The sequence below is a fragment of the Flavobacterium ginsengisoli genome (assembly GCF_029625315.1).
In the GTDB taxonomy this organism is placed as follows: Bacteria; Bacteroidota; Bacteroidia; order Flavobacteriales; family Flavobacteriaceae; genus Flavobacterium; species Flavobacterium ginsengisoli.
Window position 1 is genome coordinate 1,956,720 of sequence record NZ_CP121110.1, and the last position, 25,943, is coordinate 1,982,662.

The 25,943-nt window shown below is 30.4% G+C and carries 22 protein-coding genes and 3 pseudogenes; 17 read left to right on the forward strand and 8 right to left on the reverse strand.

Annotated features, from left to right (window positions below; translation table 11 throughout):
- Positions 1 to 131 precede the first annotated feature (131 nt).
- From P5P87_RS09135 to P5P87_RS09145, 3 genes are all read right to left on the reverse strand, one after another.
- Positions 132 to 1,154, reverse strand: coding sequence for an AAA family ATPase (locus P5P87_RS09135; protein ID WP_278022319.1), 1,023 nt, complete (start codon positions 1,152 to 1,154; stop codon positions 132 to 134).
- Between the two features lie 12 nt (positions 1,155 to 1,166).
- A complete protein-coding gene (locus tag P5P87_RS09140) occupies positions 1,167 to 1,433 on the reverse strand; it encodes a helix-turn-helix domain-containing protein (RefSeq protein WP_278022320.1) in 267 nt (88 codons plus the stop codon).
- Between the two features lie 165 nt (positions 1,434 to 1,598).
- Positions 1,599 to 1,871 (reverse strand): helix-turn-helix transcriptional regulator, encoded by a 273-nt coding sequence (locus P5P87_RS09145; protein ID WP_278022321.1) that lies wholly within the window; start codon positions 1,869 to 1,871, stop codon positions 1,599 to 1,601.
- A gap of 107 nt (positions 1,872 to 1,978) precedes the next feature.
- Between P5P87_RS09145 and P5P87_RS09150 the strand changes: the two genes are divergently transcribed.
- From P5P87_RS09150 to P5P87_RS09190, 9 genes are all read left to right on the forward strand, one after another.
- The gene (locus tag P5P87_RS09150) at positions 1,979 to 3,394 is read left to right on the forward strand and encodes an RHS repeat domain-containing protein (RefSeq protein WP_278022322.1); all 1,416 of its coding nucleotides are present in this window, start codon (positions 1,979 to 1,981) and stop codon (positions 3,392 to 3,394) included.
- A 26-nt stretch (positions 3,395 to 3,420) separates the two neighbouring features.
- Complete coding sequence (locus P5P87_RS09155) at positions 3,421 to 4,002, forward strand: hypothetical protein (protein WP_278022323.1); 582 nt, start codon at positions 3,421 to 3,423, stop codon at positions 4,000 to 4,002.
- Positions 4,003 to 4,695: 693 nt separating this feature from the next.
- Positions 4,696 to 5,133: a hypothetical protein gene (locus P5P87_RS09160; protein WP_278022324.1), complete on the forward strand. Its 438-nt coding sequence runs from the start codon at positions 4,696 to 4,698 to the stop codon at positions 5,131 to 5,133.
- A gap of 401 nt (positions 5,134 to 5,534) precedes the next feature.
- The gene (locus P5P87_RS09165; RefSeq protein WP_278022325.1) at positions 5,535 to 6,098 is read left to right on the forward strand and encodes a tyrosine-type recombinase/integrase; all 564 of its coding nucleotides are present in this window, start codon (positions 5,535 to 5,537) and stop codon (positions 6,096 to 6,098) included.
- A gap of 42 nt (positions 6,099 to 6,140) precedes the next feature.
- Complete coding sequence (locus P5P87_RS09170; RefSeq protein ID WP_278022326.1) at positions 6,141 to 7,466, forward strand: hypothetical protein; 1,326 nt, start codon at positions 6,141 to 6,143, stop codon at positions 7,464 to 7,466.
- 209 nt (positions 7,467 to 7,675) lie between these two features.
- A complete protein-coding gene (locus P5P87_RS09175; protein WP_278022327.1) occupies positions 7,676 to 8,635 on the forward strand; it encodes a hypothetical protein in 960 nt (319 codons plus the stop codon).
- Between the two features lie 2 nt (positions 8,636 to 8,637).
- Positions 8,638 to 9,561, forward strand: a complete 924-nt coding sequence (locus P5P87_RS09180; RefSeq protein WP_278022328.1) for a hypothetical protein — start codon at positions 8,638 to 8,640, stop codon at positions 9,559 to 9,561.
- A gap of 48 nt (positions 9,562 to 9,609) precedes the next feature.
- Complete coding sequence (locus tag P5P87_RS09185; RefSeq protein ID WP_278022329.1) at positions 9,610 to 10,302, forward strand: hypothetical protein; 693 nt, start codon at positions 9,610 to 9,612, stop codon at positions 10,300 to 10,302.
- Positions 10,303 to 10,396: 94 nt separating this feature from the next.
- Complete coding sequence (locus P5P87_RS09190) at positions 10,397 to 10,879, forward strand: hypothetical protein (RefSeq protein ID WP_278022330.1); 483 nt, start codon at positions 10,397 to 10,399, stop codon at positions 10,877 to 10,879.
- A gap of 56 nt (positions 10,880 to 10,935) precedes the next feature.
- Here P5P87_RS09190 and P5P87_RS09195 read toward each other — a convergent pair whose 3' ends face one another.
- The 3 genes and pseudogenes from P5P87_RS09195 to P5P87_RS09205 form a co-directional block, all read right to left on the reverse strand.
- Positions 10,936 to 11,712, reverse strand: a complete 777-nt coding sequence (locus tag P5P87_RS09195) for a hypothetical protein (RefSeq protein ID WP_278022331.1) — start codon at positions 11,710 to 11,712, stop codon at positions 10,936 to 10,938.
- A 19-nt stretch (positions 11,713 to 11,731) separates the two neighbouring features.
- Entirely contained in the window at positions 11,732 to 12,973 is a 1,242-nt protein-coding gene (locus tag P5P87_RS09200; protein ID WP_278022332.1) for a tyrosine-type recombinase/integrase, read from the reverse strand.
- 162 nt (positions 12,974 to 13,135) lie between these two features.
- Positions 13,136 to 16,577 (reverse strand): annotated as a pseudogene (locus tag P5P87_RS09205) (methylmalonyl-CoA mutase family protein).
- Positions 16,578 to 16,868: 291 nt separating this feature from the next.
- Here P5P87_RS09205 and P5P87_RS09210 point away from each other — a divergent pair.
- From P5P87_RS09210 to purU, 7 genes and pseudogenes are all read left to right on the forward strand, one after another.
- Positions 16,869 to 18,428 carry a L,D-transpeptidase family protein gene (locus P5P87_RS09210; protein WP_278022333.1) on the forward strand — a complete coding sequence of 520 codons (1,560 nt, stop codon included), beginning with the start codon at positions 16,869 to 16,871 and terminating at the stop codon, positions 18,426 to 18,428.
- 166 nt (positions 18,429 to 18,594) lie between these two features.
- Positions 18,595 to 18,930: a hypothetical protein gene (locus P5P87_RS09215; protein WP_278022334.1), complete on the forward strand. Its 336-nt coding sequence runs from the start codon at positions 18,595 to 18,597 to the stop codon at positions 18,928 to 18,930.
- Positions 18,931 to 19,231: 301 nt separating this feature from the next.
- Complete coding sequence (locus P5P87_RS09220; RefSeq protein ID WP_278022335.1) at positions 19,232 to 19,417, forward strand: hypothetical protein; 186 nt, start codon at positions 19,232 to 19,234, stop codon at positions 19,415 to 19,417.
- A 345-nt stretch (positions 19,418 to 19,762) separates the two neighbouring features.
- On the forward strand, positions 19,763 to 20,185 hold the full coding sequence (locus P5P87_RS09225; protein WP_198856949.1) for a cytochrome c oxidase assembly factor Coa1 family protein: 423 nt from the start codon (positions 19,763 to 19,765) through the stop codon (positions 20,183 to 20,185).
- A gap of 109 nt (positions 20,186 to 20,294) precedes the next feature.
- A complete protein-coding gene (locus P5P87_RS09230; protein WP_198856948.1) occupies positions 20,295 to 20,627 on the forward strand; it encodes a hypothetical protein in 333 nt (110 codons plus the stop codon).
- Between the two features lie 147 nt (positions 20,628 to 20,774).
- Complete coding sequence (locus P5P87_RS09235; protein WP_198856947.1) at positions 20,775 to 21,494, forward strand: DUF4197 domain-containing protein; 720 nt, start codon at positions 20,775 to 20,777, stop codon at positions 21,492 to 21,494.
- Positions 21,495 to 21,592: 98 nt separating this feature from the next.
- A pseudogene (gene purU / locus P5P87_RS09240) lies at positions 21,593 to 22,448 on the forward strand (formyltetrahydrofolate deformylase).
- Positions 22,449 to 23,310: 862 nt separating this feature from the next.
- Here purU and P5P87_RS09245 read toward each other — a convergent pair.
- Complete coding sequence (locus tag P5P87_RS09245; RefSeq protein WP_278022336.1) at positions 23,311 to 24,111, reverse strand: ABC transporter substrate-binding protein; 801 nt, start codon at positions 24,109 to 24,111, stop codon at positions 23,311 to 23,313.
- A 238-nt stretch (positions 24,112 to 24,349) separates the two neighbouring features.
- Positions 24,350 to 25,172 (reverse strand): annotated as a pseudogene (gene pyrF / locus P5P87_RS09250) (orotidine-5'-phosphate decarboxylase).
- A 222-nt stretch (positions 25,173 to 25,394) separates the two neighbouring features.
- Between pyrF and P5P87_RS09255 the strand changes: the two are divergent.
- Positions 25,395 to 25,868 (forward strand): Dps family protein, encoded by a 474-nt coding sequence (locus P5P87_RS09255; protein ID WP_278022337.1) that lies wholly within the window; start codon positions 25,395 to 25,397, stop codon positions 25,866 to 25,868.
- Positions 25,869 to 25,943: the final 75 nt, after the last annotated feature.

Sequence of the window (25,943 nt, forward strand, 5' to 3'; positions counted from 1 at the left end):
CTGTAATTTGGTAAATGCTAATATAGAAATATAATACTACAAAACTTAAAAAGTTCTTTTTATTTATATTTCTATTTTTTTGTTCACTATTGTTCATTAATAAAACCGTGAACATCGTGAACATAAGCACTTTATTTTTTTAGATATTTGTTCACAGCTCCTAGAGAAATACATAATTCTATCGCAATTTCTCTTTGTGTTTTACCATTACTACTTAGCTCCTTAACCTTCTCAATTAGTCCATCTTTATCAGTTTTCTTGAACTCTTTTAGATGAATTCTTTCTTCTGCATAATTTATAAACTCAAATTCCAGAAAATTTTCAGGCTTTGAAATTTGGCAAACGCAGACATTTTCTGAATCATAAATTTGTTCTGTATTTCGCTGTTTTAATTGTTTCAAATATCTCAAACTTGAATCTGAAGAACTCTGTCCAATTGCAAATGCGCTGTCACAAAAATTACTCAACATTTTACTTCCAGCAATGTCATTAATACTTAAAGGTTTTGACAAATCTCTTTTAGGTGTATGTCCAAGAACCAGTATTGATAGTTCATGTTTGCTTTTTAGCGCCTTCAATTGTTTCATTAACGGCAATGCATCCTTAGCCGACTCATTTCCATTTTTAAGAAAAGTAATGTTATCAATAATAATTATTTTTGCATTCGTCGAAATAATTGAACGTTCTAAAGAATCACAGAGATAATCTTCAAAATCTTGACCATCTGGCACCTCAGCATCACTGTTAATTTCTATTCTTATAAAATTGTCATCAAAATCATAATGTTCACTATAGTCTTTGGAATATCTATTTTCAAATTGCTTTATTGAGAGTTCGAAATCAAAATATAAAATAGGCTGTTTTGGTGAATCTAATTTAAAAGGAACTATGGCTTCATTTTTACTTATACTATTTCCAATCTGAACAGCTAGAATAGATTTACCTAAATTCGTATCTGCAAAAAGAATACATAATTCACCCTCAAACCAAAACTCCCCAAAAAGCATTTTCGGTACTGGTTTGTTCTTGGCTTCTTCCATCCACTTAGTTGCGCTTTTAATGGTGAATAAACCAATATTTTCATTTTGCATTAATACCTCTTCTTTCACAGCAATATCAATTGAATTAGCACACATTTCCACTTCGTTATACATATTTACCATTGCTTATGAATTAATAGGTTTAACAGCTTCTAATACCTCATGACGCTTATAGTAAACACGATTACCTATACCATAACTTTTTAATTTTCCACTTTTAGTATGTTTCCATAAACTTGTCTTATTAAAAGAAAGAAGTTCACATACCTCATCTCTTGTTAATAATTCATTTTGAGCATTCGATTTTTCTGGAGCTTTTTCAAACATTAATGCTTTCAATGCTTCTGCTAGTTGTTCTATTGTAATACCGTTTAATAAGATTTGATTATTCATTTTTATCATGTTTAAGATTATGATGCAAATGAAGATTAGGGTATTTTTAGGGATTCCCTAATTCGTACAACTCAATCAAAAAAACAAATAACTAACTGACTTTCAAACAATAAAAAAAGCCACTTTAAATCAAAGTAGCTTTCTTTTTATATTTTAAATAAAAGATTATTTATTCGAAGATGGTTGCAATTCGAAATTAAATAACTCTTGTAATGGCACATCTAAAGTACGAGCTATTTTAAATATGGTACTGATAGTAGGATTTATTCTAACAGTCTCAATTCTAGCAATTTGAGATAATGTCAATTCGGAACGATAGGCAAGTTCTTCTTGTGAAATACCTTTTTCTGAGCGTATTTCTTTAAGTCGCCTTGCTAGCAACTCTAAACCTTCTTGGTCGAAGATTAGTTTTCTGATTTTAGTTTCATCTTTTTTCACTTCATCAAAATGAAGATATAAACATCAAAATCATTATAGCACTTGTGCTATAATTTATATATTTGTAAAAAATAACACCGAAAAATCTTAAAACCAAATCACAACAAATGAAAAAAAAGGATTCAATTTTTATCTTCTCATTTTTTATTGTATTGCTTTTTTCAGCTTGCAAAAACATGGAAAATCATTACGACAACGACTTGATAAGGGCTAAACTAAAAGGAAAAGTAAAATCCATCTCAACCAGAGACAGTAATGGATACTTTTATAGTAACATAACCTATAATCTTAATGGATATGAAATTGAGACAGATATCAAAGAATCTGATTTTCCAAAACAATCTCGATATAAGCGAGATGAAAAAAATAATATTATTGAAAAAGAAGAAACAGGCAGTAGTGAGGGGAATTCATACAAAACCCTAACCGTGTACAAACTTGACCTTAAAAATAATGTGATAGAAACAAAGGAATATAATCTAAACGGCGGATTAGAATATGCTATTTCCTATAAATACGATGATAAAAACAACCTTCTAGAAGAAAATATGACCTATAATAATTCAGGAAGCTCTCTTATAAGCAGAAAATACCAATACAAATATGATGAAAAAAACAATGTCATAGAAAAATTGGATGTCAATGCACTTGATTATAATCCAAGTAAAACAACCTACAAATATGATTCTAATAATAATGTGATTTTCCAACAGCAAACGCAAAAAGACGGTAAAAGAAAAACTACGGAAATTTTTAAATACGATGAAAGAAACAACAAAATCCAAGAAGGCAAATGCTATGATTTAAAAGCAAATCAATTTCAAATGAATTATTTCGTATACGACGAAAACGATAATTTAATCCAAGAGAGTGCCAAAAATCTGGATGGTTCTGAGTATTACAAAATCAATTATAAGTATGAATTTGATAATTACGGCAATTGGATTAGGAGAACAAGCGACAACAATGCAGATTATCCTGGTTACATCGTAGAGCGCACTATTGAATATTACGGGGATAATGACACAGGGACTGCACAACAAAAGGTTTCAAAAATCGACACATTATCCCAATCCCAGCCAAAGACTCCAGAGGTTTGGAACGGACAGGAATTAGGGGCTAATGAAAAGATAATAACCCTGCAATGGGATAATAAGACCAAAACGGGGATGTGGAAAAGGAACAATATGGTCGGCAATATCAATAGATGGTGTTCAGATGAAATAACTGTCCCATATGGTAAAATATGGGTCTTATTGTATGGCACTTTAGATGAACAAATGCATGAAGGGGATGATATTAAAGAGTATTATGGCGCACAGATTAAAATTGACAATGGAAGAAACGAACCGCAGATATATGAACTTTATGAACAGGACATTGATATTCCGTTTGCAGAAGCAAAGGACAGGAAAATGAGGATTTATGCGGGGTCAAAAGTCACAGGATTTATTCCGGGAATAGAAGGGAAATTCTTTTACGTAAAGGGAAATGTTTATTTCTTAGAAATTGATGCAAATTAAAAATAAAACATTCAAAATAAATGCAAATGAGAAAAGCACTTTTAGAAAAAACAAATCAATTAGTAAATCATAATAATATGTTTTATAGATTTTTAATAATCCTAACAGTTTCAACTTGGTTTATAAGCTGTAGTGACCTTCCTGCTGATTTGCAGGCAAGAAAGACCGCTTGCATCAAAAAGTATGACGAGCTCATAATACGAGAAGATACAATGACCAGAAATTGGGAATATGACCAATTAATTGTGGATTATACCAAATTGAGCAATGACGTAATAAGTTACACATCAGACTGCAACAAAAGAGGTATTAAAAAAAATAATGATGAAATGCTTAAGGGGATTAATTATAGAATTTCGACCTTCAAAAAAAAGCTAGCAGAAATGGAAGAAAAACCGTCAAGCTACGGTTCCTCATCAGGGAGCACCACATATTCAGCAGACAAGACCTGCTCATGGTGTGGAAAATCATTCAGTGGAAGCCATTATACCCATTTAGGAAAGATGTCTGATTGCTATAGTACAAATTCGACAACATCAATAGGCTATTACTGCTCGCTGAAATGTTGCAGTGAAGCACGAAGGAGTTCATGTCCAACTTGCAGATAGTATAAGAACACTCAATATTTGAGATAAGTAAAAACATCCTTTTTAGGATGTTTTTTTTGCTTTTAAAGCACTTTTATCTAAAAAAAGATTGGTATTTCTCTTTAAAAGAGCACGTATCTCACCTATGAGACATTTCAAGCTTTCCCAATGCACACCTGCTCCTTACCCTCTCCTTTCTTGTCTTTCGTGACAAAATCTATCAAAATTTACAATCTAGTTACTTTTCTTATATTATGAAAAATGTACATAACTCAGTAATTCCTATGATGATGCAAACAAATTTTTGGAAAATTTTCTAGATTTTAGGTATTACTGTATCAATTTGACACAGAGATTAGACCTTCAAAAAAAATATTTTTCAAAAAAAAGTCCCAATAAGCTACACTTTCACATTTTCTACAGTATTTATTGTTACGGATGCTTGATTAACCACCTTGTATAGAGTTCTTGTATTTAAATAATAATAAAAAAGATAATAGATTAATAATGAGATTTGAAAATATAATAGAATTTAAAAACACCACAAAAGCAAGTAAAAGTAAAATATACAGATTTTATAAAAAAAATGAGGAATTATTCTCAAGTACAATATTAAAGAATGGTAAACGGTTATTCCCAATAGACCACGCCAGATATTTTGATAGCGAAATAATGTTTGATGACAATAAAATTTTAAGACAAGAAAATCAATCAATGAGAAATTTAATTGACTGTCTTGTCGATAAAGATAGTTTGCAATACAGATTGTGGCAATTAGATTGGTCATACTTCTTTACGGTTGCATACAAACTTGACCGAAAAAAGAATAGTTGTTTTAAACAAATGCACGGAGTTTACGATTATTTGCTCAAAAAATATGGAAGTGAAACAGATTTAAGAGTCTTCTTTACGACCGAACCATTTAATAACCGAGTAGGCTATCACAATCATTTTGCCATATATATTGAAGACAAAAGACTGCATGAACAAATTATAGCCGATATTAAACATTATTTTAGCTATGACCGAATTGACTTCGGAATATATGACCGTTATAAAGCAGGATTATTTTACATGTCAAAAGAGGGGCTTAACGGAGAAGATTGGGATTTCATTGATAATAATTTTAAAAATCTGGAAGTATGCGAATAAAACTATCCTTATCTCAATTAAAAAAGATTCTAGAAAAAGAAGAACTAAAATTTCCAATAATTTTTAAACAGTCAAATTTTACTAGCAAAGAGTTCAATGAACTCTCAAAATTATTGCAGAATAAAAAGCAAACTGATTTCAAAAGTCAATCTTAAATATTATGTGTTCACACTGTTCACGTTTTTAATTATGAACACCGTGAACAAAATTCCAAATCTTTTAATGGCTAAAAGTTTCACTTCTAATAATAGTGAAACTTTTTATTTTAGCTAAACCCTTGCTAGTAAAGGGCTAACAGAGTTTTAATAAATTTAATAATTTAAAAAGTTTCACTTTTAATAAATTTTTATTGTTTTTGAAACTTTTATTATTATCTTTACAGTATTAAATTAAGCAAATCCATGAGCCTTAAAAATTCAATCACTACTAGCGACTATCTAAATTTTGATTCAACATTGAACAAAGCAATGAAAATCATCAAAACGGATAAGAACTATAAATTGGGATTTTTAATAGTTTTTGGAATAAATGCTGGATTGCGAATTTCAGATATATTGGAATTGAAGCATGAAGATTTAGAAAATGATTCTATTTCTTTAGTAGAATCAAAAACCAATAAAAAAAGAGTTATAAGATTAAATGATAATATTAAGAATGCTTATTCTTCATTAAAAGAAAGATGTTCAGAAACTAAAGGATATGTATTTACCTCAAACCAAAATACAGTTTTTAGCTCTCAGTATGTTAATCGTAAATTAAAAGAAATCTTAGGCTCTAAAAATCTAGCAATTTCTACTCACAGTCTTAGAAAAACTTTTGGTCGCCAAGTATGGTCAAACAACAATGAGACAGATAAAGCACTTTTATTTCTCAGCGAGCTATTTAACCATTCATCACCAGCAATTACCAAAAGATATCTAGGAATTAGACAAGAGGAATTAGATGATATTTATATGAATTTGTAAGGCTATTCAATAAAAATATATACTTTTACTAAAAAAGTAAATTTGAATAGTTATAAGCTTTACGATAAAAAGATATTTTGGATAATTAGAGAAAAGAAAAGACAAATTAAATTAAGGTTTAATATCTTTAAATTTCAAACAACTCAAAAATTTGATTTCGAGAAAGAAAATCTTTCATATAGTCGTTTTTATTTATTTGCATTTTTAAAGAATATAACCCGTGCAATTATTTATGTAGTATTCTTATTTACAGTTGAGTATTTTACACAATTACTTTATAATAAAAATGCCTCTGCCCTTCCCATAGAAGTTATAAAAATTATTACATTACTACCAAAACCATCTTATCCAGATAGTAACGACTCTGTTATTCAATTCATTTCATTAATTGCGAGCGTATCTGGTGTATTACTTGCATTATTTTATCCAATTTTAGCTACTATTGCAAGTACTGGATATGCAAAAGTCAATTCAAGCATTAGAAACTTAATTTTCATAGAGCCTGTCACTCAAAACTATCTTAGAAAATTAGCATTTTTAACTTCTTATTCAATACTTACTCTTTTGTTAATAACATTTGGTTATACTCCTGGAAACCTTGTTCTTTTAGTTCTTCTTTTTCTAAGTTTAATCAGCCTATTTTCTCTATTAAGATTAGGAGCTGGAGTTTACAATCTATTTGAACCTGACACATTATTAAATATTGTTGACAAAGAGATACGGGAAGACATCAAAAATGTAACTATCAAAAGTGCCTATTGGAACAATCCTAACTTTCAAAATCATTTTAGAGGAAAAGCCGAAAGAAACATTGATAAAATAAGATTAATTATAGAGTTAAGTTTTGATGCTGTATTAATAAACAAACAATCATTTTTAAACACAATTTCACAAACATATTCAATCTTAAATTATTATTCCCTACAAAAAAATGGAATACCAGTAAAAAGTAAATGGTTTAAAAACAAAGAATACCACAAGTCATTTTTTGAAACTAATAACCATATAAGACAAGCATCTATTAACTCAAGGACTTATGTTCAAAGTTTAACTAATGCAAATCTTTTGTGGTTCGAAGAAGAAATTTTTGAAATATTAAATGAGCTTGGCAAAAAACTAATTATTACTTCAAATTACGAAATAACTAGTGACTATCTATCAAAGTCAATTAATACTCTTAAATATTATGGATATAATTTTGAATTTAGGCTTGCCGACAAATTACTTATCGAAAATTTACTTGTTACTGAAAATTCGCTTTTAGAAATTAAAAATAATTCCTATAAAGAATCTAAAGCTAATCTAGTATTGGCTGAAAATTTTACTCGCTCGCTAGGAAATTTTCAAATTTCCTTTTCAATGCAATAGAGAAAATAAGTGTCGAAAATTTTAACAATGAGATTAAAAAAATTAATTGGAGCAAAAAAGAATCCATTTATGAATCAAAGCTTCCAAAGCATTTATATACGCTTCTAGAACAATATCACATCAATATAGAAAATGAAATTTCTATTGAAGGCAAAAAAATAACACCTGATTGGTATATAATTCAACATTGCAGTGCCGAATATCTAATCTTGATTGAAAAAGAGTTCAACCAGATATTAACTCAGACAGACAAATTTATTAATCCGCTAATTATCAAATGTAAAGAAAAAAAGGATTTTTTAACCGTGTCTTTTCTTTGCCATTTAACATTGGAGCTAATAAGCAAAATTGAATTTCGAATTAACAGAATCGTAACATTACTTGATAGTTTTGATAAAAATAATATATATAAAAGAAATTTTCATTGGAGTAAAATCGACACTTCTAAAATTAAAGAAAAAATACATTTAATTAAAGAGACAATAATTTTTGAAACAAGTAATACCATTGAGAAAATAAACTCTGTTGATTGGAATGAAGAGTATCCTGATATATTTGGTCATTCATTTTCAACTTTAGCAGAAGAATTAAACAATTGCTTAATTGAGAAAGATTTAGCAAAATTTAAAAAACTTTTTACACCATTTTTAAAAAGCTCCTTACCAGCCTTCTATTCCTTACATTCAAGATACAAGGGCAAATACATACATCATTTAGAAATAGCTTACCAGATTCACATTGAATTGTTTCAAATTACAGGCTTGTGCTATGTCTACAGTGAATTAACAGGAATACCTTTTTGGGATACAGCAATCGAAATTTGGAATGAAAGTAATTTCTCTAAAACTCAAATCCAAATTCTTATTTCTTCTTACGCCTTTTATAAAGATGATAAGGTTGGTGTTGGGCACAATTTTCATGAAAACAATAACCGTTCAAAAAATGTCACCGAATTTATAAAAACCAATCAAATTAATACTAGTGCTTACAAAAAGAGCATAATATCAAAATACATTACAAACGATGGTTATAGAAAAAAAGACTACGAAGAGATATTTTTAGAATTTTATCTTTTAACATTTATAGATGCAAAAGATAGCGCAACATATCTTTCACAGATTAATCAAAGAAACCTGTTCAATAGGATTTTACGCATCGTAGAAAAATAAATATGGAAGAAGAAACAAATCAAATATCTATAGAATTTAGATATCCTTATGATTATCATCATAAAGAAGCCACATACTTTCATTATAGTATGTTAATGGATGATTTAAGCTTTGACACCTTTCAACATAGAAAAGGTTTAATAACTTTTACCTTGGAAACACAGAACTCAAATGCAGTACTTGATGAAATCATCAATATTTTTGAACTACATCCTGATACATGGCAAGGAATTAGCACGGAAGTGGTTCTAATTGAATTATTTCTTTTAATTACTAATAAACTTACAAGAGACGGAATATGTTGCTTTGAAAAAAACTCATCAATTGCAAATAATACTCTACTGAACATTAAATTAATAGACGGCGATATAAAAAGAAAATGGAATTTTCTAAAACAAAGTGTACCAAAAGACATAGAAAATAAATCAGTAAAAATACCGATAGATAAATGTTTCATTATAGAATTTCCACATCAACTATGTACAACAAAGCAATATTCTTCATTAATTAAGACTATAAAAGAGATTGATTCAAAAGATTCTCCAATGTTATCAATATTAAACCCTTCTAAATTAACTAAAATAAAGGGGTATGATACTTTAGCACATCATAACTATATAGAATTAATAACATGGCGGTTAACCAAAGATATTTCATGGCACCATCGAAGTCAATTTTCTCAAAAAGAAATTTTTTCAAGTTATTACCTGACTTTAAGAGATTTAAAATTTAAAAGGACAAAACTTTTAATCATGTATCATGTCTTTAAGTTCATGGAAAATATGATTGAAGAAGTTTTTAATGATGTAAAGCTAAAAATCAGCTATATAAAAAACATTGATGATATAGATATTTTAATTGATAATTTTGAAAAAGGAAATTTTAGTCACGAAGATTATATGCAAGCTATTAGAGATTATCATTAACAAAAAAGATAATTCACAAGATTCTCTAATAATATGAAATACTATAATATGAAAAAATGCTATAATTGCGGAGTTCCATTCTCTGAGCTTAATAAAATTGAAAGAACAAAAGAACATATTCCTGCTAGAACTCTTTTTGAAGGATATCCAAAAGAATACCTAATTAATAGAAAAACAGTTCCAGCCTGTTTAAAATGCAACCAAGAATATTCTAGAATTGATGATGAAATTAGAGATTTAATTGGTGTAACTAACGAATCTGATGATGAAAAAAAAGAGTTAACAGCTAAGACAATCAGAAAAATATTTGGCAACAAAAAAGATTTAAATAAGAGAATGTCAATAGGTAAAGACAGCATCTACTTTAATTTTAATATGACTACTATTGACAAAATACATTTTAAAAACTTCAAAGGAATCTATTACACAATTACCAAACAACCCTTAAACGAGATTTACAGCCTTGATGTTTATTCACTTGGACAAGATGAGAAAAAACTTGAATTAGGCGAAAAATTTATAAAAGAAATAGAACTTATAGAAAATTGGGATGTGTCTGGTCACGAAAATGTTTTTAAATTTAAAATGGCTAGTGTTGATATTAATTCCCTACAACTTCTCGAATTAAGCGAGAAAAACCTAAATTTGGAATCTGAAGTTTTAATTTGCGCAATGAAGTATAATTCAACTGTAGTTGCTTTAGTAGTCGCTATGAAAGAAAGTATGAGAAATTGGGAATAATTTTTACGTATTTTTCCTTTAGAATTTTCACATAATAAAGAAAGCAATGTTTTACTCCAAATTTTAAAAAATCATATAAAATCATTAAAAAATTATGAACTTATTCCACGTCTCAAGTAGAGAATATACTGTTGGGCAAATTATTAAAGCAGAAGATTTTGAAAATACGGAATATTATCAAAATGCAATTACTCAAAATAAAAATTGGATTGATGATTATTTAGATAATCATAAACCTGCAAATGCTCCAGAAAGAAAAAAGACAATTTATGCTTTTGATTGTCCTGAAAATTGCATAGCTTTTAATGATAACGAAGGTAATTTTTACTATAGAGTAAAAATGATTAATCCTGTTGCGTGTCCAATGTGCCTAACGGATGAATTGCAAGAAAACAATAGTGATAAAAATATCAGTATTGCTAATGAGTATTGGAACCCTTCTCTTTCTTGGAAATTTTTAGAATATTTAAGCCCTGAAATGGAAATTCTTGAAATTATTTCACCCCCTGATAAATACAAAAAAATTAAAGGAAGAATGAATTACGATGCAGACCATCTTACAAAACAAAATATATAATCCTTTTTTTAAAAGCATTATTTATATCAGATTATTAAACATAGATTATTAGCATACTATTGTTTAAAATTAAAACCGATTTTGGCAAGTTTAATCTCAACCGTATCAACACCTTTTTTTGAATTCATTGGATTATTCTTGCCACTTACATCGTCACGTAGCATTGGATTTATCATAGATTGAATTGTCGATGCCTTCGTTCCTGTAATTGCACTCAGTACCGTAGCCATGCTATTAACCGATGTATTAAATGGTTGCTTAGCTCTCAGAAAATCAATGATTCCTAGCTTTTCCAAAAAAACTATTTTTCCCGTACTTGTAGTATCACTTAAATCAACTATTACTTCACTAAACTCTGCCTCATTACCATTATGTGAATACCAATCAAAATCACCCTCCTCAATGTCACTAAAATAAAAATCAAATTTATCATTATTTCTTTGTCTCGCATTTTTTGGCAAGTCACTTATCTTCCTTCTAACTAAATCATAAACAATTTCTAAATTTTTTTTACTCTCAATCTCCACTTCATCTATATCAGTTTGTTTATTATTTTTTAAATGAGTATCAATATACTTATTTCGTCTTTGAATTATATCCGTTTTACGTTCTCCATTAAGGTGACTTGTTATAAAAATATCAGGAACATCTATACCTTTATCTAGTTTTATTTTTTGTACTAAAGAAACAGTATACCTCCTATATTCATCAATTAAGTCACTCAATAAATCAATATCTAAATTATTTGTTAAGTCGTAAATTTTTCTTCTTACTTCAAAATCAGTAAGCCTATTTGTTTCATTAAAAAACGATATTAATTTTGAATCGCTCATTTTTTACAGGTATATTGTTTTATTTTTTATCTAACGGCACTAATTTATCAAAATATTCCAACATTTGAAAAGCATTATCATAAGTCGTTTTGCCAATATATTTTAAAAACATTTGCTCTGTTCCATGACCAGTTATTCCCATCAAAACTGAAGTTGGAATATGACCATAAAAATTAGTAGCGAAAGAACGTCTACAAACATGTGAGCTAACAACTTGCCATTTTTCATATACTCCAAAGGTTAATGTTCTTTTATCATCAATCCGCATTTTGCCTTTTACCTTAGTATTAATTTTAGCTTCTTTACATACTTCTTTGCTGTAATGATTAAAATGTTCTAAGTTTATTTTATACGGCAATCCATTTTCAATTATTTCTAATGCCTTTGGAAGTAATGGAATAACCACCAATTTACCTGTTTTCTGTTGTCTTAATTCTATAATTTTAGAACCTTTTATAATCTTAATATTTTTCTCTGTAATATTAAGCAAATCACCTGCTCTTTGTCCAATTAAACAGCCTAGCAATAGCCATTTTCTAGCGTTGATGTGAGCTTCACGCACTAATTCTACATTCTTTATAAGTTCTTGTTCTGCTTCTGTCAATATTATAATCTCCTCAGATTCTTTGACTTCTTTTATAGATTTGATTTGTTTAAACTGTGGATGCGTTACAATCCCATTTAATGATGCCTTATTAATAACTGCTCGCAATATTGAAATATAAGTACCTATGTAATTAACAGAGCGACCTTTAGCTTTATGATATTTTTTAAATGTATCGATAAAATCCAAACCAACATCTCTAATAATCACTGGCTTACCTTTTAAATTATCAACTTCATAATTAGTAATAAATTTTTTCAGGTTTTCTAAATTTTTGATAGAACCTCTAGTTAAATTATCTCCACTATCTATATAAGAATCTATAGAATTAGTTAGTACATCTAAGTCAACAACAGCAACTTTATTATTGAATAAGTCTATTTGATATTGTAACCATTCACCTGTGAATATTATTCCTTTATCAACATCATTGTTATAAGCTTCATTAATAAAAAGAGACAATTTATCCAACTTAAACTTAATTGCTTTCAATTCTTGATTTTTTAATATTGGCTGACCTCTATCTTTATTCCAATCATTTGGATTAACTACAAAACCAGTCTTACGTTTCCAAACAGATTCTCTATTCAATGAATAACGAACATAAATGTTGGCATTTTGATTTCTGCTTTGAATTAAATATTTAATAGTTGCCATCTTTATTTTTTTTGAAATCAAATGTAAATAAAAAAATACACTTTTAGCCAACAATTAGTCAACCAAAAGTGTATTCCGATAAATTCATTAAAACCTAAACAATAATAAAATCATTGAAAACACTAGGTTTTTATTCGTTTTGATTTAGGCAAATTATTTATTTTACATATTCCTTCTATATTGCCCACCAACCTCAAACAACGCCGAAGTAATCTGACCTAAAGAACAAACCTTTGTAGCTTCCATTAAATGGTCGAATAAATTTTCGTTTTTAATAGCCGCTTGCTGTAACGTATTTAAATGCTCGTTTACTTTTGCTTCGTGGAAATTATGCAAGTTATCCAACATTGTAATTTGATATTGTTTTTCTTCTTCTGTAGCACGAATAACTTCTGCCGGAATTACCGTTGGTGAACCTTTAGAACTCAAGAAAGTATTTACACCCACAATTGGGAAATCGCCGTTGTGTTTTAAAGTTTCGTAATATAAACTTTCTTCCTGAATTTTAGATCTTTGGTACATCGTTTCCATTGCGCCAAGAACTCCGCCACGTTCTGTGATTCTGTCGAATTCCTGAAGAACCGCAGCTTCAACTAAATCGGTTAATTCTTCAATGATGAACGAACCTTGAATTGGGTTTTCGTTTTTCGCTAAACCTAATTCTTTATTAATAATCAGCTGAATCGCCATTGCACGACGTACAGATTCTTCTGTTGGTGTTGTAATCGCTTCGTCGTAAGCATTTGTGTGCAATGAATTACAGTTGTCATAAATCGCATACAGAGCCTGTAAAGTCGTTCTAATATCATTAAAATCAATTTCCTGTGCGTGTAACGAACGTCCAGATGTCTGAATATGATATTTCAGCATTTGCGCTCTTTCGTTGGCTCCGTATTTGTTTTTCATGGCTTTTGCCCAAATTTTACGTGCCACACGTCCAATTACTGAATATTCAGGATCTACTCCGTTTGAGAAAAAGAAAGATAAATTTGGTCCAAAATCGTTAATGTTCATGCCACGGCTCAAATAATATTCCACGTAAGTGAAACCATTTGAAAGCGTAAATGCCAATTGCGTAATTGGATTTGCTCCTGCCTCTGCAATATGATATCCAGAAATTGAAACCGAATAGAAATTACGAACGTTTTTAGTAATAAAATATTCCTGAACGTCACCCATTAAACGCAAAGCAAATTCGGTTGAGAAAATACAAGTATTCTGCGCCTGATCTTCTTTTAAAATATCGGCCTGAACCGTTCCACGAACTTGAGCTAACGTTTTTACTTTTATTTCGTTATACACTTCCAAAGGTAAAACCTGATCTCCCGTAACCCCCAAAAGCATTAATCCTAAACCGTTGTTTCCGGCAGGAAGTTCGCCTTGATATTTCGGTCTTTCGATTCCTTTGTCTTTATATAATTTGTTGATTTTAGCTTCAACTTCTTTTTCTAATTCATTTGCCTTGATGTAAATCTCACATTGCTGATCGATTGCCGCATTCATAAAGAAACCTAACAACATTGGCGCAGGCCCATTAATTGTCATACTTACCGAAGTTAAAGCATGAACCAAATCGAAACCTGAGTATAGTTTTTTAGCATCATCTAAACAGCAGATTGAAACTCCTGCATTTCCAATTTTTCCATAAATATCTGGACGTAAATCTGGATCGTTTCCGTATAAAGTAACACTGTCAAAAGCTGTCGAAAGACGTTTTGCAGGCATTCCCGCGCTTACATAATGGAAACGTTTGTTGGTTCTTTCTGGTCCACCCTCGCCCGCAAACATTCTTGACGGATCTTCGCCTTCACGTTTAAACGGATATAATCCAGAAGCAAAAGGAAATTCTCCAGGAACATTTTCCTGTAAATTCCAACGCAAAATATCGCCCCAGCCTTCATATTTAGGCAAAGCAATTTTCGGAATCTGCAAATGTGATAAACTTTCAGAATGCGTTGCAATCTTGATTTCTTTATCACGAACTTTAAACGAGTAAACTGGATTTTTGTATTTCGCTACTTTTTCATCCCAATTTAGGATAATTTCCCAATTGTACGGATCTAAGTCCATTTTTACTTTATCGAATTGATTTAGCAAAAGATTTAAAAAGATTCTGTTTTCGTCGTGCTCAGCAATTCCGCTTGGCAAAACAGTTGAATCGTCGATTCCTGCTTTATTGATTTGCGGCACTTTTCCAGAAACCGATTCTATGGTTTTGAAAATTCCGTATAATTTCTGAGCTACTTTTTCGTTGCGAAAGTGCAGTTTCATCATAACTTCTATTATTCTCTGCAATTTCAGATAAATAACGCGTTCTGTGTGGCGGAATTACGAAGATTTTCTCGCTCATTTCTTTTGTGATTTCAAAAGTCGATTTCAAATCAGAAGCCGTTTTTTCTACCACTTTATCCATAATCGCTTTGTAAAGCGTGTTCATTCCCGGATCGTTAAACTGCGAAGCAATCGTTCCGAAAACTGGCATTTCGTCTGGGCTTTTATCCCAAAGACTATGGTTTCTTTGATATTGTTTTTTTACATCGCGTAAAGCATCTAAAGCGCCGCGTTTATCAAATTTGTTTAAAGCCACTAAATCGGCAAAATCAAGCATGTCGATTTTTTCCAATTGTGTTGCGGCTCCAAACTCTGGTGTCATCACGTATAAAGAAACATCAGAATGATCCATAATTTCTGTATCAGACTGACCGATTCCTGAAGTTTCTAAAATAATCAAATCGTATTTTGTCGCTTTTAAAACCTGAATCGCTTCGGCTACATATTTAGATAAAGCCAAATTCGACTGACGTGTTGCCAGCGAACGCATGTAAACACGAGGATTATTAATCGCATTCATACGGATTCTGTCTCCTAAAAGCGCTCCTCCCGTTTTTCTCTTAGAAGGATCGACAGAAACTAATCCGATTGTTTTTTCTGGAAAATCAATTAAAAATCGGCGAACCAATTCGTCAACCAAAGAAGATTTTCCTGCACCACCCGTTCCTGTAATTCCTAAAACTGGAATTTTTGAAGTGGCATTGCTTTCGTGAATTTTATCAAAAACTGGTTTTGCAATTTCTGGGAAGTTTTCGGTTGCAGAAATTAAACGTGCAATTGCCGTTGGAATTTTATTTTCGATATGATCGATTTCTCCGTTCAGTTTATCTCCAATAGGAAAATCAGCTCGCTGAACCAAATCATTAATCATTCCTTGAAGTCCTAAAGAACGGCCGTCATCTGGAGAATAAATTCTTGTAATACCATATTCGTGTAATTCTTCAATTTCGCTAGGAAGGATTACTCCGCCTCCACCTCCGAAGATTTTAATATGTCCTGCTCCTTTTTCGCGAAGCAAATCATACATATATTTAAAGTATTCGTTGTGTCCGCCTTGGTACGAAGTCATTGCAATAGCATTGGCATCTTCTTGAATTGCGGTATTTACCACTTCTTCAACACTTCTGTCGTGACCTAAGTGAATTACCTCAACGCCCGTAGACTGTATTATACGACGCATGATATTGATGGCAGCATCATGTCCGTCAAAAAGCGAAGCAGCAGTAACAATTCTTACTTTATTTTTAGGAATATATGGTATTTGTTGTTCCATTTTATGAATATGATAATTTTATGCGACCAATGTACAAAATATTTTAATATTTGATTAAGACAATAGCTTTATGTTAACAAAAATAAATCGATTTCGTAAACCGATAAGGTAACAATTTACGTAATTAATTGATATAGTTAAAGAAAGCTTAAAAACATGGCAATTTCGCAACATTTAAATAAAATCAGGAAACATGTTTTGAGTACTCCAATAGTAATTTAGCAGTGTAGAAAAGCCCCAAATTTTTACCTATGACTTACATAGAAAAGTAATAACGTAAAAATTAAAAAAATGAGAACATTTTATTCATTCACCGTAATTTTAGGTTTGAGTTTTTTTGTATTTTCTTTTAGTAAACTTGAAAGCACTAATACTACATATACAAAAACTTCAAACAACACAATCGTTTACCATAACAATCATGATGTAAACGAAATTTCGAACGACTTCTTTAAAAGATATTCTGATTTGAAAAAATATAAATCTGATGTGATGTCGTTGTACAAAAACAGAACTCTTGGAACGATTTGGTTTGATGAAGACGAAATCAGCGAATTTGGAACTGTTTTGTATGAAAAAGCAAAAAAAACAAATGATTTGGTGATTCCTTATCAAAAAGAAATTGATCAATTGTTTAGCTCTTCATCAGACAAAAGCACTCTTTCTCAAACTGATGCAGACATGTTATTAAGTTCCTTGTATGTTTTATACACCAAAAAAAATAACGCAGATAAGAAAAAACTAGCTTACAATGAAATGCTGAAAGATTTCTTGAACTATAGCACAATCGAAGAAACAGCTACAGTTGATGCTAATGCAAAAGTGGAGTATGATCAATATTACAAATTGCAAGATATTCTAAAAAAATACAAAAGATTAGAAAATTCTAGCAAATGGAAACCAATTGTTCCTGCTGAAACTCCATACAAAGATTTACGTCCAGATGCGGTTTCAAATACTATTGCACAGGTTAGAACTCGTTTGTACTTATTAGGAGATTTAAAAAATGATTCTAAAAGTGATGTTTATGATCGTGAATTGATGGATGCCGTAATGAAATACAAAGTTCGTAATGGTTTTAAACCTAATTATATTTTAGCAGAAGAACATATTAAAGAAATGAATGTTCCGCTTGAAGATAAAGTTGCGACTTTAAAACTTAATATGGAAAGATGTCGTGAAATTTCGGCTTTAATTGCTGCTAGCGATGAGTATGTATTGGTAAATGTGCCTTCTTATGAATTGATTTATGTGAAAAACGGAAAAGTTCAATTGACTTCGCCTGTATTTGTGGGAGCGCCTTTAACCAAAACAACCATTTTTAATGGTGAAATTGACAGAATTGTTTTTAGCCCTTATTGGACAGTTCCGCAAAGCATTGTACAAAATGAATTAAGATCTAAAATTGCATCAGATCCAAATTATCTTGCAGAGAAAAACATGGAAATGATTAACGGACAAGTAAGACAAAAACCAGGACCAGACAATTCTTTAGGATTAGTAAAATTTATGTTTCCAAATCCAGATGATATTTATATGCACGATACGCCATCTAAAACTTTATTCGATTTTGAAAAAAGAACTTTCAGCCACGGATGCATTAATGTGAAAATGGCTAAAGAATTAGCTGTTGCAATGCTGAAAGATTATCCTGAATGGACTCAAGAAAAAATAGATAAAGCTATGGCTGGCAAAGTAGAAAACAGTTTTAAACTGACAAAAAAAGTACCTATTTATATTACTTATTTTACTTCATTGGTAAATGAAAAAGGTGAAGTTGGTTTCTTTCAAGATGTTTATGAAAAAGATGGCAACTCTACAAATACGGAAACATCTATTACTGTAAATTAATTCTATTTAGAATTAACATAAAATCGGAAGCTCATAATGTGGGCTTCCGATTTTTTTTGTCAATAAAAAAAACTTAATGTGTTGTTTTTAAAACTTTTAGGTCTAAAAATATATTTAATCGCTCTATACCTTTGTCTCATATTAATACCACTAATTTTTATTGATCATGAAAACTGAAAACATTGAGGGATTAACACTTTTTGAAATTAATTTGTTGATACAACAAGGCGGAAGATTTGTAATGTTTCCTAATATAATGTCTAAACTTAAAAGCATTTATTTTGTTCGCCCTAAAGAAAAAATATTCAAATATGCCTTAAAGCATTTTTTTAAAAATATCTCGAATGGATGGCGAGACTTTCCTTTAAGACCATTTTATATTTCAAAATCTTTATTTTATCTGGCAATAGGCGGTAAAGATTATACAAGTAAAGTATTGGCCGATTTAAACCGAATCAATCCCATTTACAATCCAAATTTATATTGCCTACAATACGTTTAAAGCCCTTTTTTGTCCCAAACAAATTATAATTTTTCAAGACAAAAAAGCAATTTAAAAGCACAATTGAACAAACGAATTGCTTTTTGCTCTTGAAAAAATTACAATCTGAAATCATTTTATTCACTTTGCAAGATGCCTTTTTTACTCAACAGAAAACATAAAAATTTACTATTAGTATATTAGAAATAACGTAAAATGTTATTCTTAAATCTTTTAAGGGCAATGTTATTTTAACTTTTTTCTTCTTTTGCTTTATTGTTTAGCCACATTTTTTTTATAACCGTTTAAAAATTAAACCATTATGAAAACAAATAATATAGAAGGTCTTACGCCATTTGAAATAAATCTTTTAATTCAGCAAGGAGGAAAGTTTATCATTTTTCCATTTATTATTTCTAAAATGGTAAAAAGGATTAAAGAAACTAATATCTATTTTATTCGACCAAATGAAAGTACATTCAAATATGCTATTAAACACTTTTTTTGAATTTATCGCTAAGCTTGCGCATTTTTCCTTTGGCTCCAATTTATATTATAATGTCATTTTTTTATTTAATGAAAGGCGGAAAAGATTATACAGAAACTATGTTAGAAGATTTAAACACCAATAGCCCAATTTACAAGCCTCAATCTAAATTATCATACTAATAAAGTCTCAAAAAAAAAACTTAAAATCATCTCATTTTTTTATGAGATGATTTTTTTTCAAATTCATACAAAAACCAATTCTAATAAAGATCTAAAAATCAATAGTTTTAATTTAAAAACATGAAATACATAAGATTTTATCCTTATTTTAGCTTCTGTTATTTTCACCTAAAAACTCAACTTTATGGAAGATTCAAACGAGTTAGTACAAAAACAAAGCTGGCTAAACCGAAACTGGAAATGGCTTATTCCTAGCGGATGTTTAACTCTTTTAGTATTAGTCGCTTTATTTATTGGAGGAGTTTTCTATGAAGTAACTTCAGTACTTAAAGATTCTGAAGCTTATAAAGAATCTATGATAGCCGTAGAAAATAACAAACTTGTAGTTGAAAAACTCGGATCTCCTGTAGAAACAGACGGAATGGTTTCTGGAACTGTGACTTCGCATAATAACATACGAACTTGCGATGTACAAGTTCCACTTAAAGGTCCAAAAGGCAAAGGAACTTTATTTGTTGTAGGCGAAAAAAGAGGTACATGGAAATACAGCGAAATGTCGGTCTACATTGAGAAAACAAATGAGAAAATTGATCTTTTGAAAAAGTAATTTTATGGAGAAATATTTTTTCCTTTTGTTTTTAGTCTGTTTTATTTCATGCAATAAAATTGAAACTCAATCAAGCTTAAATAAAAAAGATCTAAATTTTATAAAAAGTTTGAATCTACTTGACAAAGACGAAACTATCTACAAATTTTATAGTGAAAACACCAAAGAAACAGCTGGTAACTTTTTCACTAATAAAAGAGTTGCCTCTTACTGGATTGATAAACGAAAAATGGAAAGAAATGAAGTAGTTTTTGCATTTTATAATGATATTATAAAAATTGACACAGTAAATTATGCAGGTGTAACTTATTGTCCTTATGCGCTTATTACAAAAAAGGACAAAAGTACATTTAAAGTTAGTGTTGATGGAAAAAAAACAGAAGTAAAATCTTTTTTTGAAGATTTGCTTTTCCAATGGAAAAAGAACTCAAAAAATATTTAAAATCTATTTCTGCTTGTAATTTTTCTCTCGTTTTTAAACAATTGTAATTTGTGTTAGTTATCAAACAAAATCTTTCTTCTCTCTTAATAAAATTGTGGCGTTGTTTTTGAATAAGTAGTACTTTTGAAACTTAAATAAAACCCCATAATGAAAAAGATTTTACTATTAGCCGTTACGTTTTCGCTTACTTCTTGCGCACAGGTACAACAGACTTTAAATCAATTGCCTCAAATATCTTCTCAGCTTCCGGGAGTTGGAGGAGTTGATATTGCTTCTGGTTTAAAAGAAGCGTTAAACAAAGGAATTACAGAACAAGTAAGCAAATTAACCGCAGTAGATGGATTTTACAAGAATGAAGCTGTAAAAATTTTAATGCCAGAAGAGCTTCAAAAAGTAGATGCAACCCTTCGTAAAGTGGGATTAAGCTCTCTTGCAGATGAAGGAATCAAAATGATGAATCGCGCTGCAGAAGATGCTGTAAAAGAAGCAACCCCGATCTTTGTTTCTGCTGTAAAAAACATGTCATTTACTGATGCTAAGAACATTCTTTTAGGAAATGATAGTGCGGCAACAACTTATTTGCAAGGCAGTACAACAACTGCATTATATGCCAAATTTAATCCCGTAATTAAAAGCTCTTTCGAAAAAGTAGGCGCAGATGCCGTTTGGAAAAACATCATAACGAAATACAACACTATTCCGCTAGTAAAAAAAGTAAATCCAGATTTAACTGATTATACAACCAATCAAGCTTTATCTGGTGTTTTTAAAATGATTGCCGTAGAAGAAAAGGAAATTAGAAATAATATCTCTGCAAGAACAACGCCTTTATTAAAAAGTGTTTTTGCTCTTCAGGACGGAAAATAATTTTTTTAAGGCTCAAAGAAATAGAGCTACAAAGGTTCAAAGTTTTTTACTAATGAATCTTGATAATTAACTGAAAAATCAAAAACAAAACGACCAAAATGCAAAAAATAACGATACTTATTCACTGCAAAGATCAAAAAGGAATTATTGCTTGCAGTGACTACTTTTATTGCTAAGGTAGAAGGAAACATTACCTACATTGACCAGCATGTCGATGTAGAGCAAAATGTATTTTTCATGCGTTTAGAATGTGAATTTACCAATCAGAGCAGTAATATTGACCACATAAAAGAAAAATTCAGCAAGACTATTGCTGCCGATTTCAATATGTCTTGGGATTTGTACAATCAGGAACAAAAACCTAAAATGGCTTTGTTTGTTTCTAAATATGATCATTGTTTATTTGACATTTTAGGCCGTTACAGCGCAGATGAATTAGGAGTCGAAATTCCTATGATTATAAGCAATCATAATGATTTACGTTCAATTGCAGAGCGTTTTGATATTCCGTTTCACTATGTTCCTTTTACAAAAGACAATAAAGAAGAAGGTGAAGCTAGACAGATAGAACTTTTAAAAAGATATCAAATCAATTTTATCGTTTTGGCGCGTTACATGCAGATTGTTACTCCAAAAGTGATTTCGCTTTACGAAAATAAAATTATTAATATCCACCATTCGTTCTTACCAGCTTTTCCAGGTGCAAAACCTTATCATTCGGCTTTTAAACGCGGTGTAAAAATTATTGGTGCAACAAGCCACTACGTAACAGAAGAATTGGATGAAGGTCCGATTATCGAACAAGATATCGCAAGAGTTTCTCATATTCACTCTGTAGAAGATTTTATCATGAAAGGTCGTGATTTGGAACGCATTGTTTTAGCAAGAGCTATTAAATTGCATGCCGAAAGAAAAACTATGGTTTATAGCAATAAAACTGTTGTTTTTTCTTAAGGTTCAAAATTACTAAGACTCTAAGATTTTCTAATCTTTGAATATAATTTAACCCGATAGGTTTTAAATCCTGTCGGGTTGTTTTTTTTCACAATCTTTCCATATTAGGAGTTTCAGCATCTAAACACTTAAAAACGTAATCAGGATAGCAAAATGGTCTTTGTCAAATTTCTAAATAACACTAAGAATTAGTAAATTTTGATAAATTGAAATTATTTAGCACTGCAGAAAGCTCAAAACGACGATCTAAAAAATCTTAACGTATGCTCAACAAAGTAATAACAAAACCTTAACAGCATAAGATTGATATATGTCGGACATTTGTAGTGTAATAAACTGGTTATTTATTATTTTGGTTTTGGTTAGTTAAATGATGCCGGCTTCTTCGAGATGCCGGCATTCTTTTTTTATCATCATTTGGTTTCATGTTTTGGGTTTTCTTAATTTCAAGTTTACCTTATTTTCTTCTTGGTTTACTTACCAAAAGCGTACATTTTCTGTATTGCAAACTTTTTCAAAATATACATTAACTTATTTTCAACAAAGTAATAACAAGACCTTAACAGCATAAGGTTTATTTATTTCGGACATTTGTAGTGTAATAAACTGGTTATTTATTATTTTGGTTTTGGTTAGTTAAATAATGCCGGCGTCTTCGAGATACCGGCATTTTTTATTTCAAGCTTTTTGTTGCTTGTTGCTTTACTTTGAACTTATTTTAACCGCAAAGAGCGCAAGGTCTTTTGCAAGGTTTTTAAATAAAACGCAAAGTTCACAAAGCAATAAAAAAAGCTTTGCGAACTTTGCGTATAACTTAGCATAGTTTGCGTTTAAGTTTCTAAAAACCTGAAACAAACAAAAACTAATTCTTTAATCTTTCGTGAAGTAATTTAAAATATTGAAATGCTTTTAACAATCTACTGCCATGCCAGGAAAACATTTCGCCATCGACAAAAATGGTTTTGGCATGATGCGTAAATCTTCCAATTTCAAAAGCATCTTCTTCTTTAAAAGGATAAGGTTCTGAAGAAAGAAAAACAATATCAGGATCGCCTTCAATACGCATTTTCTTTAATTCGATTTCGGGATAACGTCCTTTGTCTTCGTAAATATTTTTAAAATGATTCAGTTTAAGCAGTTCATTTATATAGGTATCCTTTCCTGCAACCATATATGGATTTTTCCAAATAAAATAAGCCGCTTTCTTTTCTTTTATATTCTGAATATAATTTTTGAAATCGCTCAAGGCGAAAGCCAACTTATCATTCCATTTTTGCGCTTCGGTTCTACAGTTGAATAATTGTCCGAAATCTGAAATCATCTGGAAATTATCTTCAATAGAAACGATATTTGTTACCCAAACTGGGCAGATTGCGCTTAACTGCTCTACAATTTCTTGCGTGTTTTCTTCTTTATTGCAAATGATAATATCTGGCTCAAGAATCTTTATTTTCTCGAAATGAATTTTCTTAGTACCGCCAACAGTCTTTTTGGTAGATTTAAAATGAAACGGATGAACACAGAACTTCGTTATTCCGATAATTTTTTCTTCCAAACCTAAATCATATAATAATTCGGTTTGAGAAGGTACAAGCGAAATAATACGTTTTGGAGCAGTTTCAAAAGAATGTAAAGTACCTAGCTGGTCTTTTATTTGCTTCATAATTGTTGGTGTGTGTGTTTTAACGCAAAGTGCGCTAAGTTTTTCGCAAAGTGCACAAAGAAATTATCTGTAATCTTGTAAAAAGTCTTTTAAGTTCTCAAAGAAAAATTTAAGTATTGCTTTATCTAAGCTTTGAGAACTTAAAAAAACTTTAATTCAAAAAGATAAAACAGCGCGAACTTTGCGAAAAACCTTTGTGCACTTTGCGTTAAAACTATGTTCAAAGCTAACTTTAAACCTAAGACTTAGAATCAATAATCTCAGCCATTTCCTGCTGTACTTTCAAAGCTTCTTCTCTAGCCTTCTCTGCAAAATCGGTTCCTTTTGAAGCGTAGATGATAGCTCTTGCCGAATTTACCAAAAGTCCCACTTTATCATTCATTCCGTATTTGCATACTTCGGATAAACTTCCGCCTTGAGCGCCAATTCCGGGAACCAATAAGAAACTGTCTGGAACAATTTTTCTAATTTCTGCAAAATATTCTGCTTTTGTTGCACCAACAACATACATTAAATTTCCGCTGTTTTTCCAAGTTTTAGAAGTCTCTAAAACTTTTTTGTACAATTCTTTTCCACCAGTATCTAAAGTCTGAAAATCGAAAGCGCCTTCGTTAGACGTTAAAGCCAACATAATAGTATGTTTATTTTCGAATGCTAGAAAAGGCTCAATAGAATCTTTGCCCATATATGGAGCAACCGTTACACTATCAAAATTTAGATCTTCAAAAAAAGCTTTTGCATACATGCTAGAAGTATTTCCTATATCTCCGCGTTTTGCATCTGCAATCGTAAAAATATCAGGATAATTTTCGTTGATATAATTGATTGTTTTTTGCAAAGACATCCAGCCTTTTATTCCATATGCTTCAAAAAAAGCTGTATTTGGTTTGTATCCAACGGTTAAATCGTGAGTTGCATCGATTATAGCTTTATTAAACTCAAAAATAGGATCTTCTGTTTCTAATAAATGCTTGCGGTATTTTTGTCAAATCAGGATCTAAGCCAACGCATAAAAATGATTTTTTTTGAAGAATTTGTTCGTGTAGTTGTTGTGTTGTCATATTGTATTTTGCTAGTGCGGCAAAATTACAAATTATAATTGTGAATTGTAAATGGTTAATTGCAAATGGCCGAAATGGCACCAAAGAGTAAATTATTTAATTGTTCGGTTTCCTATACTATTTAACTAACGCATTGAATTTCTGCAATATCTATACAAAATTATGTAATAAAAAGGTTGAATTTGAAAGTAACTTTGAAATAAACCCTTTAAAAAGACAGTTATGAACCCAAATATCGGAATTACACCAAAGAACCTAAAAAAGAGTGCCTCTATGCTGGCTACGATTTTGTCTAATGAAATGACATTGTACGTAAAAACAAGAAAATTTCACTGGAATATTTCTGGAAATAGTTTTATGGAACTGCATAAATTGTTTGAAGAGCAATATCGTGTGCTTGAGGCTAATATTGATGAAGTTGCAGAACGCATTAATCAGTTGGGAGAAAAAACGATTGGAACAATGAAAGAGTTTATAGATAACTCTACCTTAAAAGAATCTCCAAAAGAATATGCTTCGCAAAAAAATATGCTGTCTGAACTTTTAGAAAACCATGAACAATTGGTAACAGAATTTAGAGGCTATATTCCGATTTTTGAGAGTGAAAATAATGATATAGGTTCTGCCGATTTTGTGACAGGATTACTGCAAGAACACGAAAAAATGGCTTGGATTCTGAGACGATATCAGGAATAACACGCATAAAAAATGAAAATTATGCAACAGTCCAAAAAATAAATGTAACAAAATGTTGTTTGAGAAGTTGCAATT

Excerpts from the sequence above, each read along its gene's own strand:
- P5P87_RS09135 (WP_278022319.1), bottom strand. The coding sequence starts at position 1,154 with ATGTATAACGAAGTGGAAATGTGTGCTAATTCAATTGATATTGCTGTG.
- P5P87_RS09140 (WP_278022320.1), bottom strand. The coding sequence starts at position 1,433 with ATGAATAATCAAATCTTATTAAACGGTATTACAATAGAACAACTAGCA.
- P5P87_RS09150 (WP_278022322.1), top strand. The coding sequence starts at position 1,979 with ATGAAAAAAAAGGATTCAATTTTTATCTTCTCATTTTTTATTGTATTG.
- P5P87_RS09155 (WP_278022323.1), top strand. The coding sequence starts at position 3,421 with ATGAGAAAAGCACTTTTAGAAAAAACAAATCAATTAGTAAATCATAAT.
- P5P87_RS09160 (WP_278022324.1), top strand. The coding sequence starts at position 4,696 with ATGAGAAATTTAATTGACTGTCTTGTCGATAAAGATAGTTTGCAATAC.
- P5P87_RS09165 (WP_278022325.1), top strand. The coding sequence starts at position 5,535 with ATGAGCCTTAAAAATTCAATCACTACTAGCGACTATCTAAATTTTGAT.
- P5P87_RS09180 (WP_278022328.1), top strand. The coding sequence starts at position 8,638 with ATGGAAGAAGAAACAAATCAAATATCTATAGAATTTAGATATCCTTAT.
- P5P87_RS09185 (WP_278022329.1), top strand. The coding sequence starts at position 9,610 with ATGAAAAAATGCTATAATTGCGGAGTTCCATTCTCTGAGCTTAATAAA.
- P5P87_RS09190 (WP_278022330.1), top strand. The coding sequence starts at position 10,397 with ATGAACTTATTCCACGTCTCAAGTAGAGAATATACTGTTGGGCAAATT.
- P5P87_RS09195 (WP_278022331.1), bottom strand. The coding sequence starts at position 11,712 with ATGAGCGATTCAAAATTAATATCGTTTTTTAATGAAACAAATAGGCTT.
- P5P87_RS09200 (WP_278022332.1), bottom strand. The coding sequence starts at position 12,973 with ATGGCAACTATTAAATATTTAATTCAAAGCAGAAATCAAAATGCCAAC.
- P5P87_RS09210 (WP_278022333.1), top strand. The coding sequence starts at position 16,869 with ATGAGAACATTTTATTCATTCACCGTAATTTTAGGTTTGAGTTTTTTT.
- P5P87_RS09215 (WP_278022334.1), top strand. The coding sequence starts at position 18,595 with ATGAAAACTGAAAACATTGAGGGATTAACACTTTTTGAAATTAATTTG.
- P5P87_RS09220 (WP_278022335.1), top strand. The coding sequence starts at position 19,232 with ATGAAAACAAATAATATAGAAGGTCTTACGCCATTTGAAATAAATCTT.
- P5P87_RS09225 (WP_198856949.1), top strand. The coding sequence starts at position 19,763 with ATGGAAGATTCAAACGAGTTAGTACAAAAACAAAGCTGGCTAAACCGA.
- P5P87_RS09235 (WP_198856947.1), top strand. The coding sequence starts at position 20,775 with ATGAAAAAGATTTTACTATTAGCCGTTACGTTTTCGCTTACTTCTTGC.
- P5P87_RS09245 (WP_278022336.1), bottom strand. The coding sequence starts at position 24,111 with ATGAAGCAAATAAAAGACCAGCTAGGTACTTTACATTCTTTTGAAACT.
- P5P87_RS09255 (WP_278022337.1), top strand. The coding sequence starts at position 25,395 with ATGAACCCAAATATCGGAATTACACCAAAGAACCTAAAAAAGAGTGCC.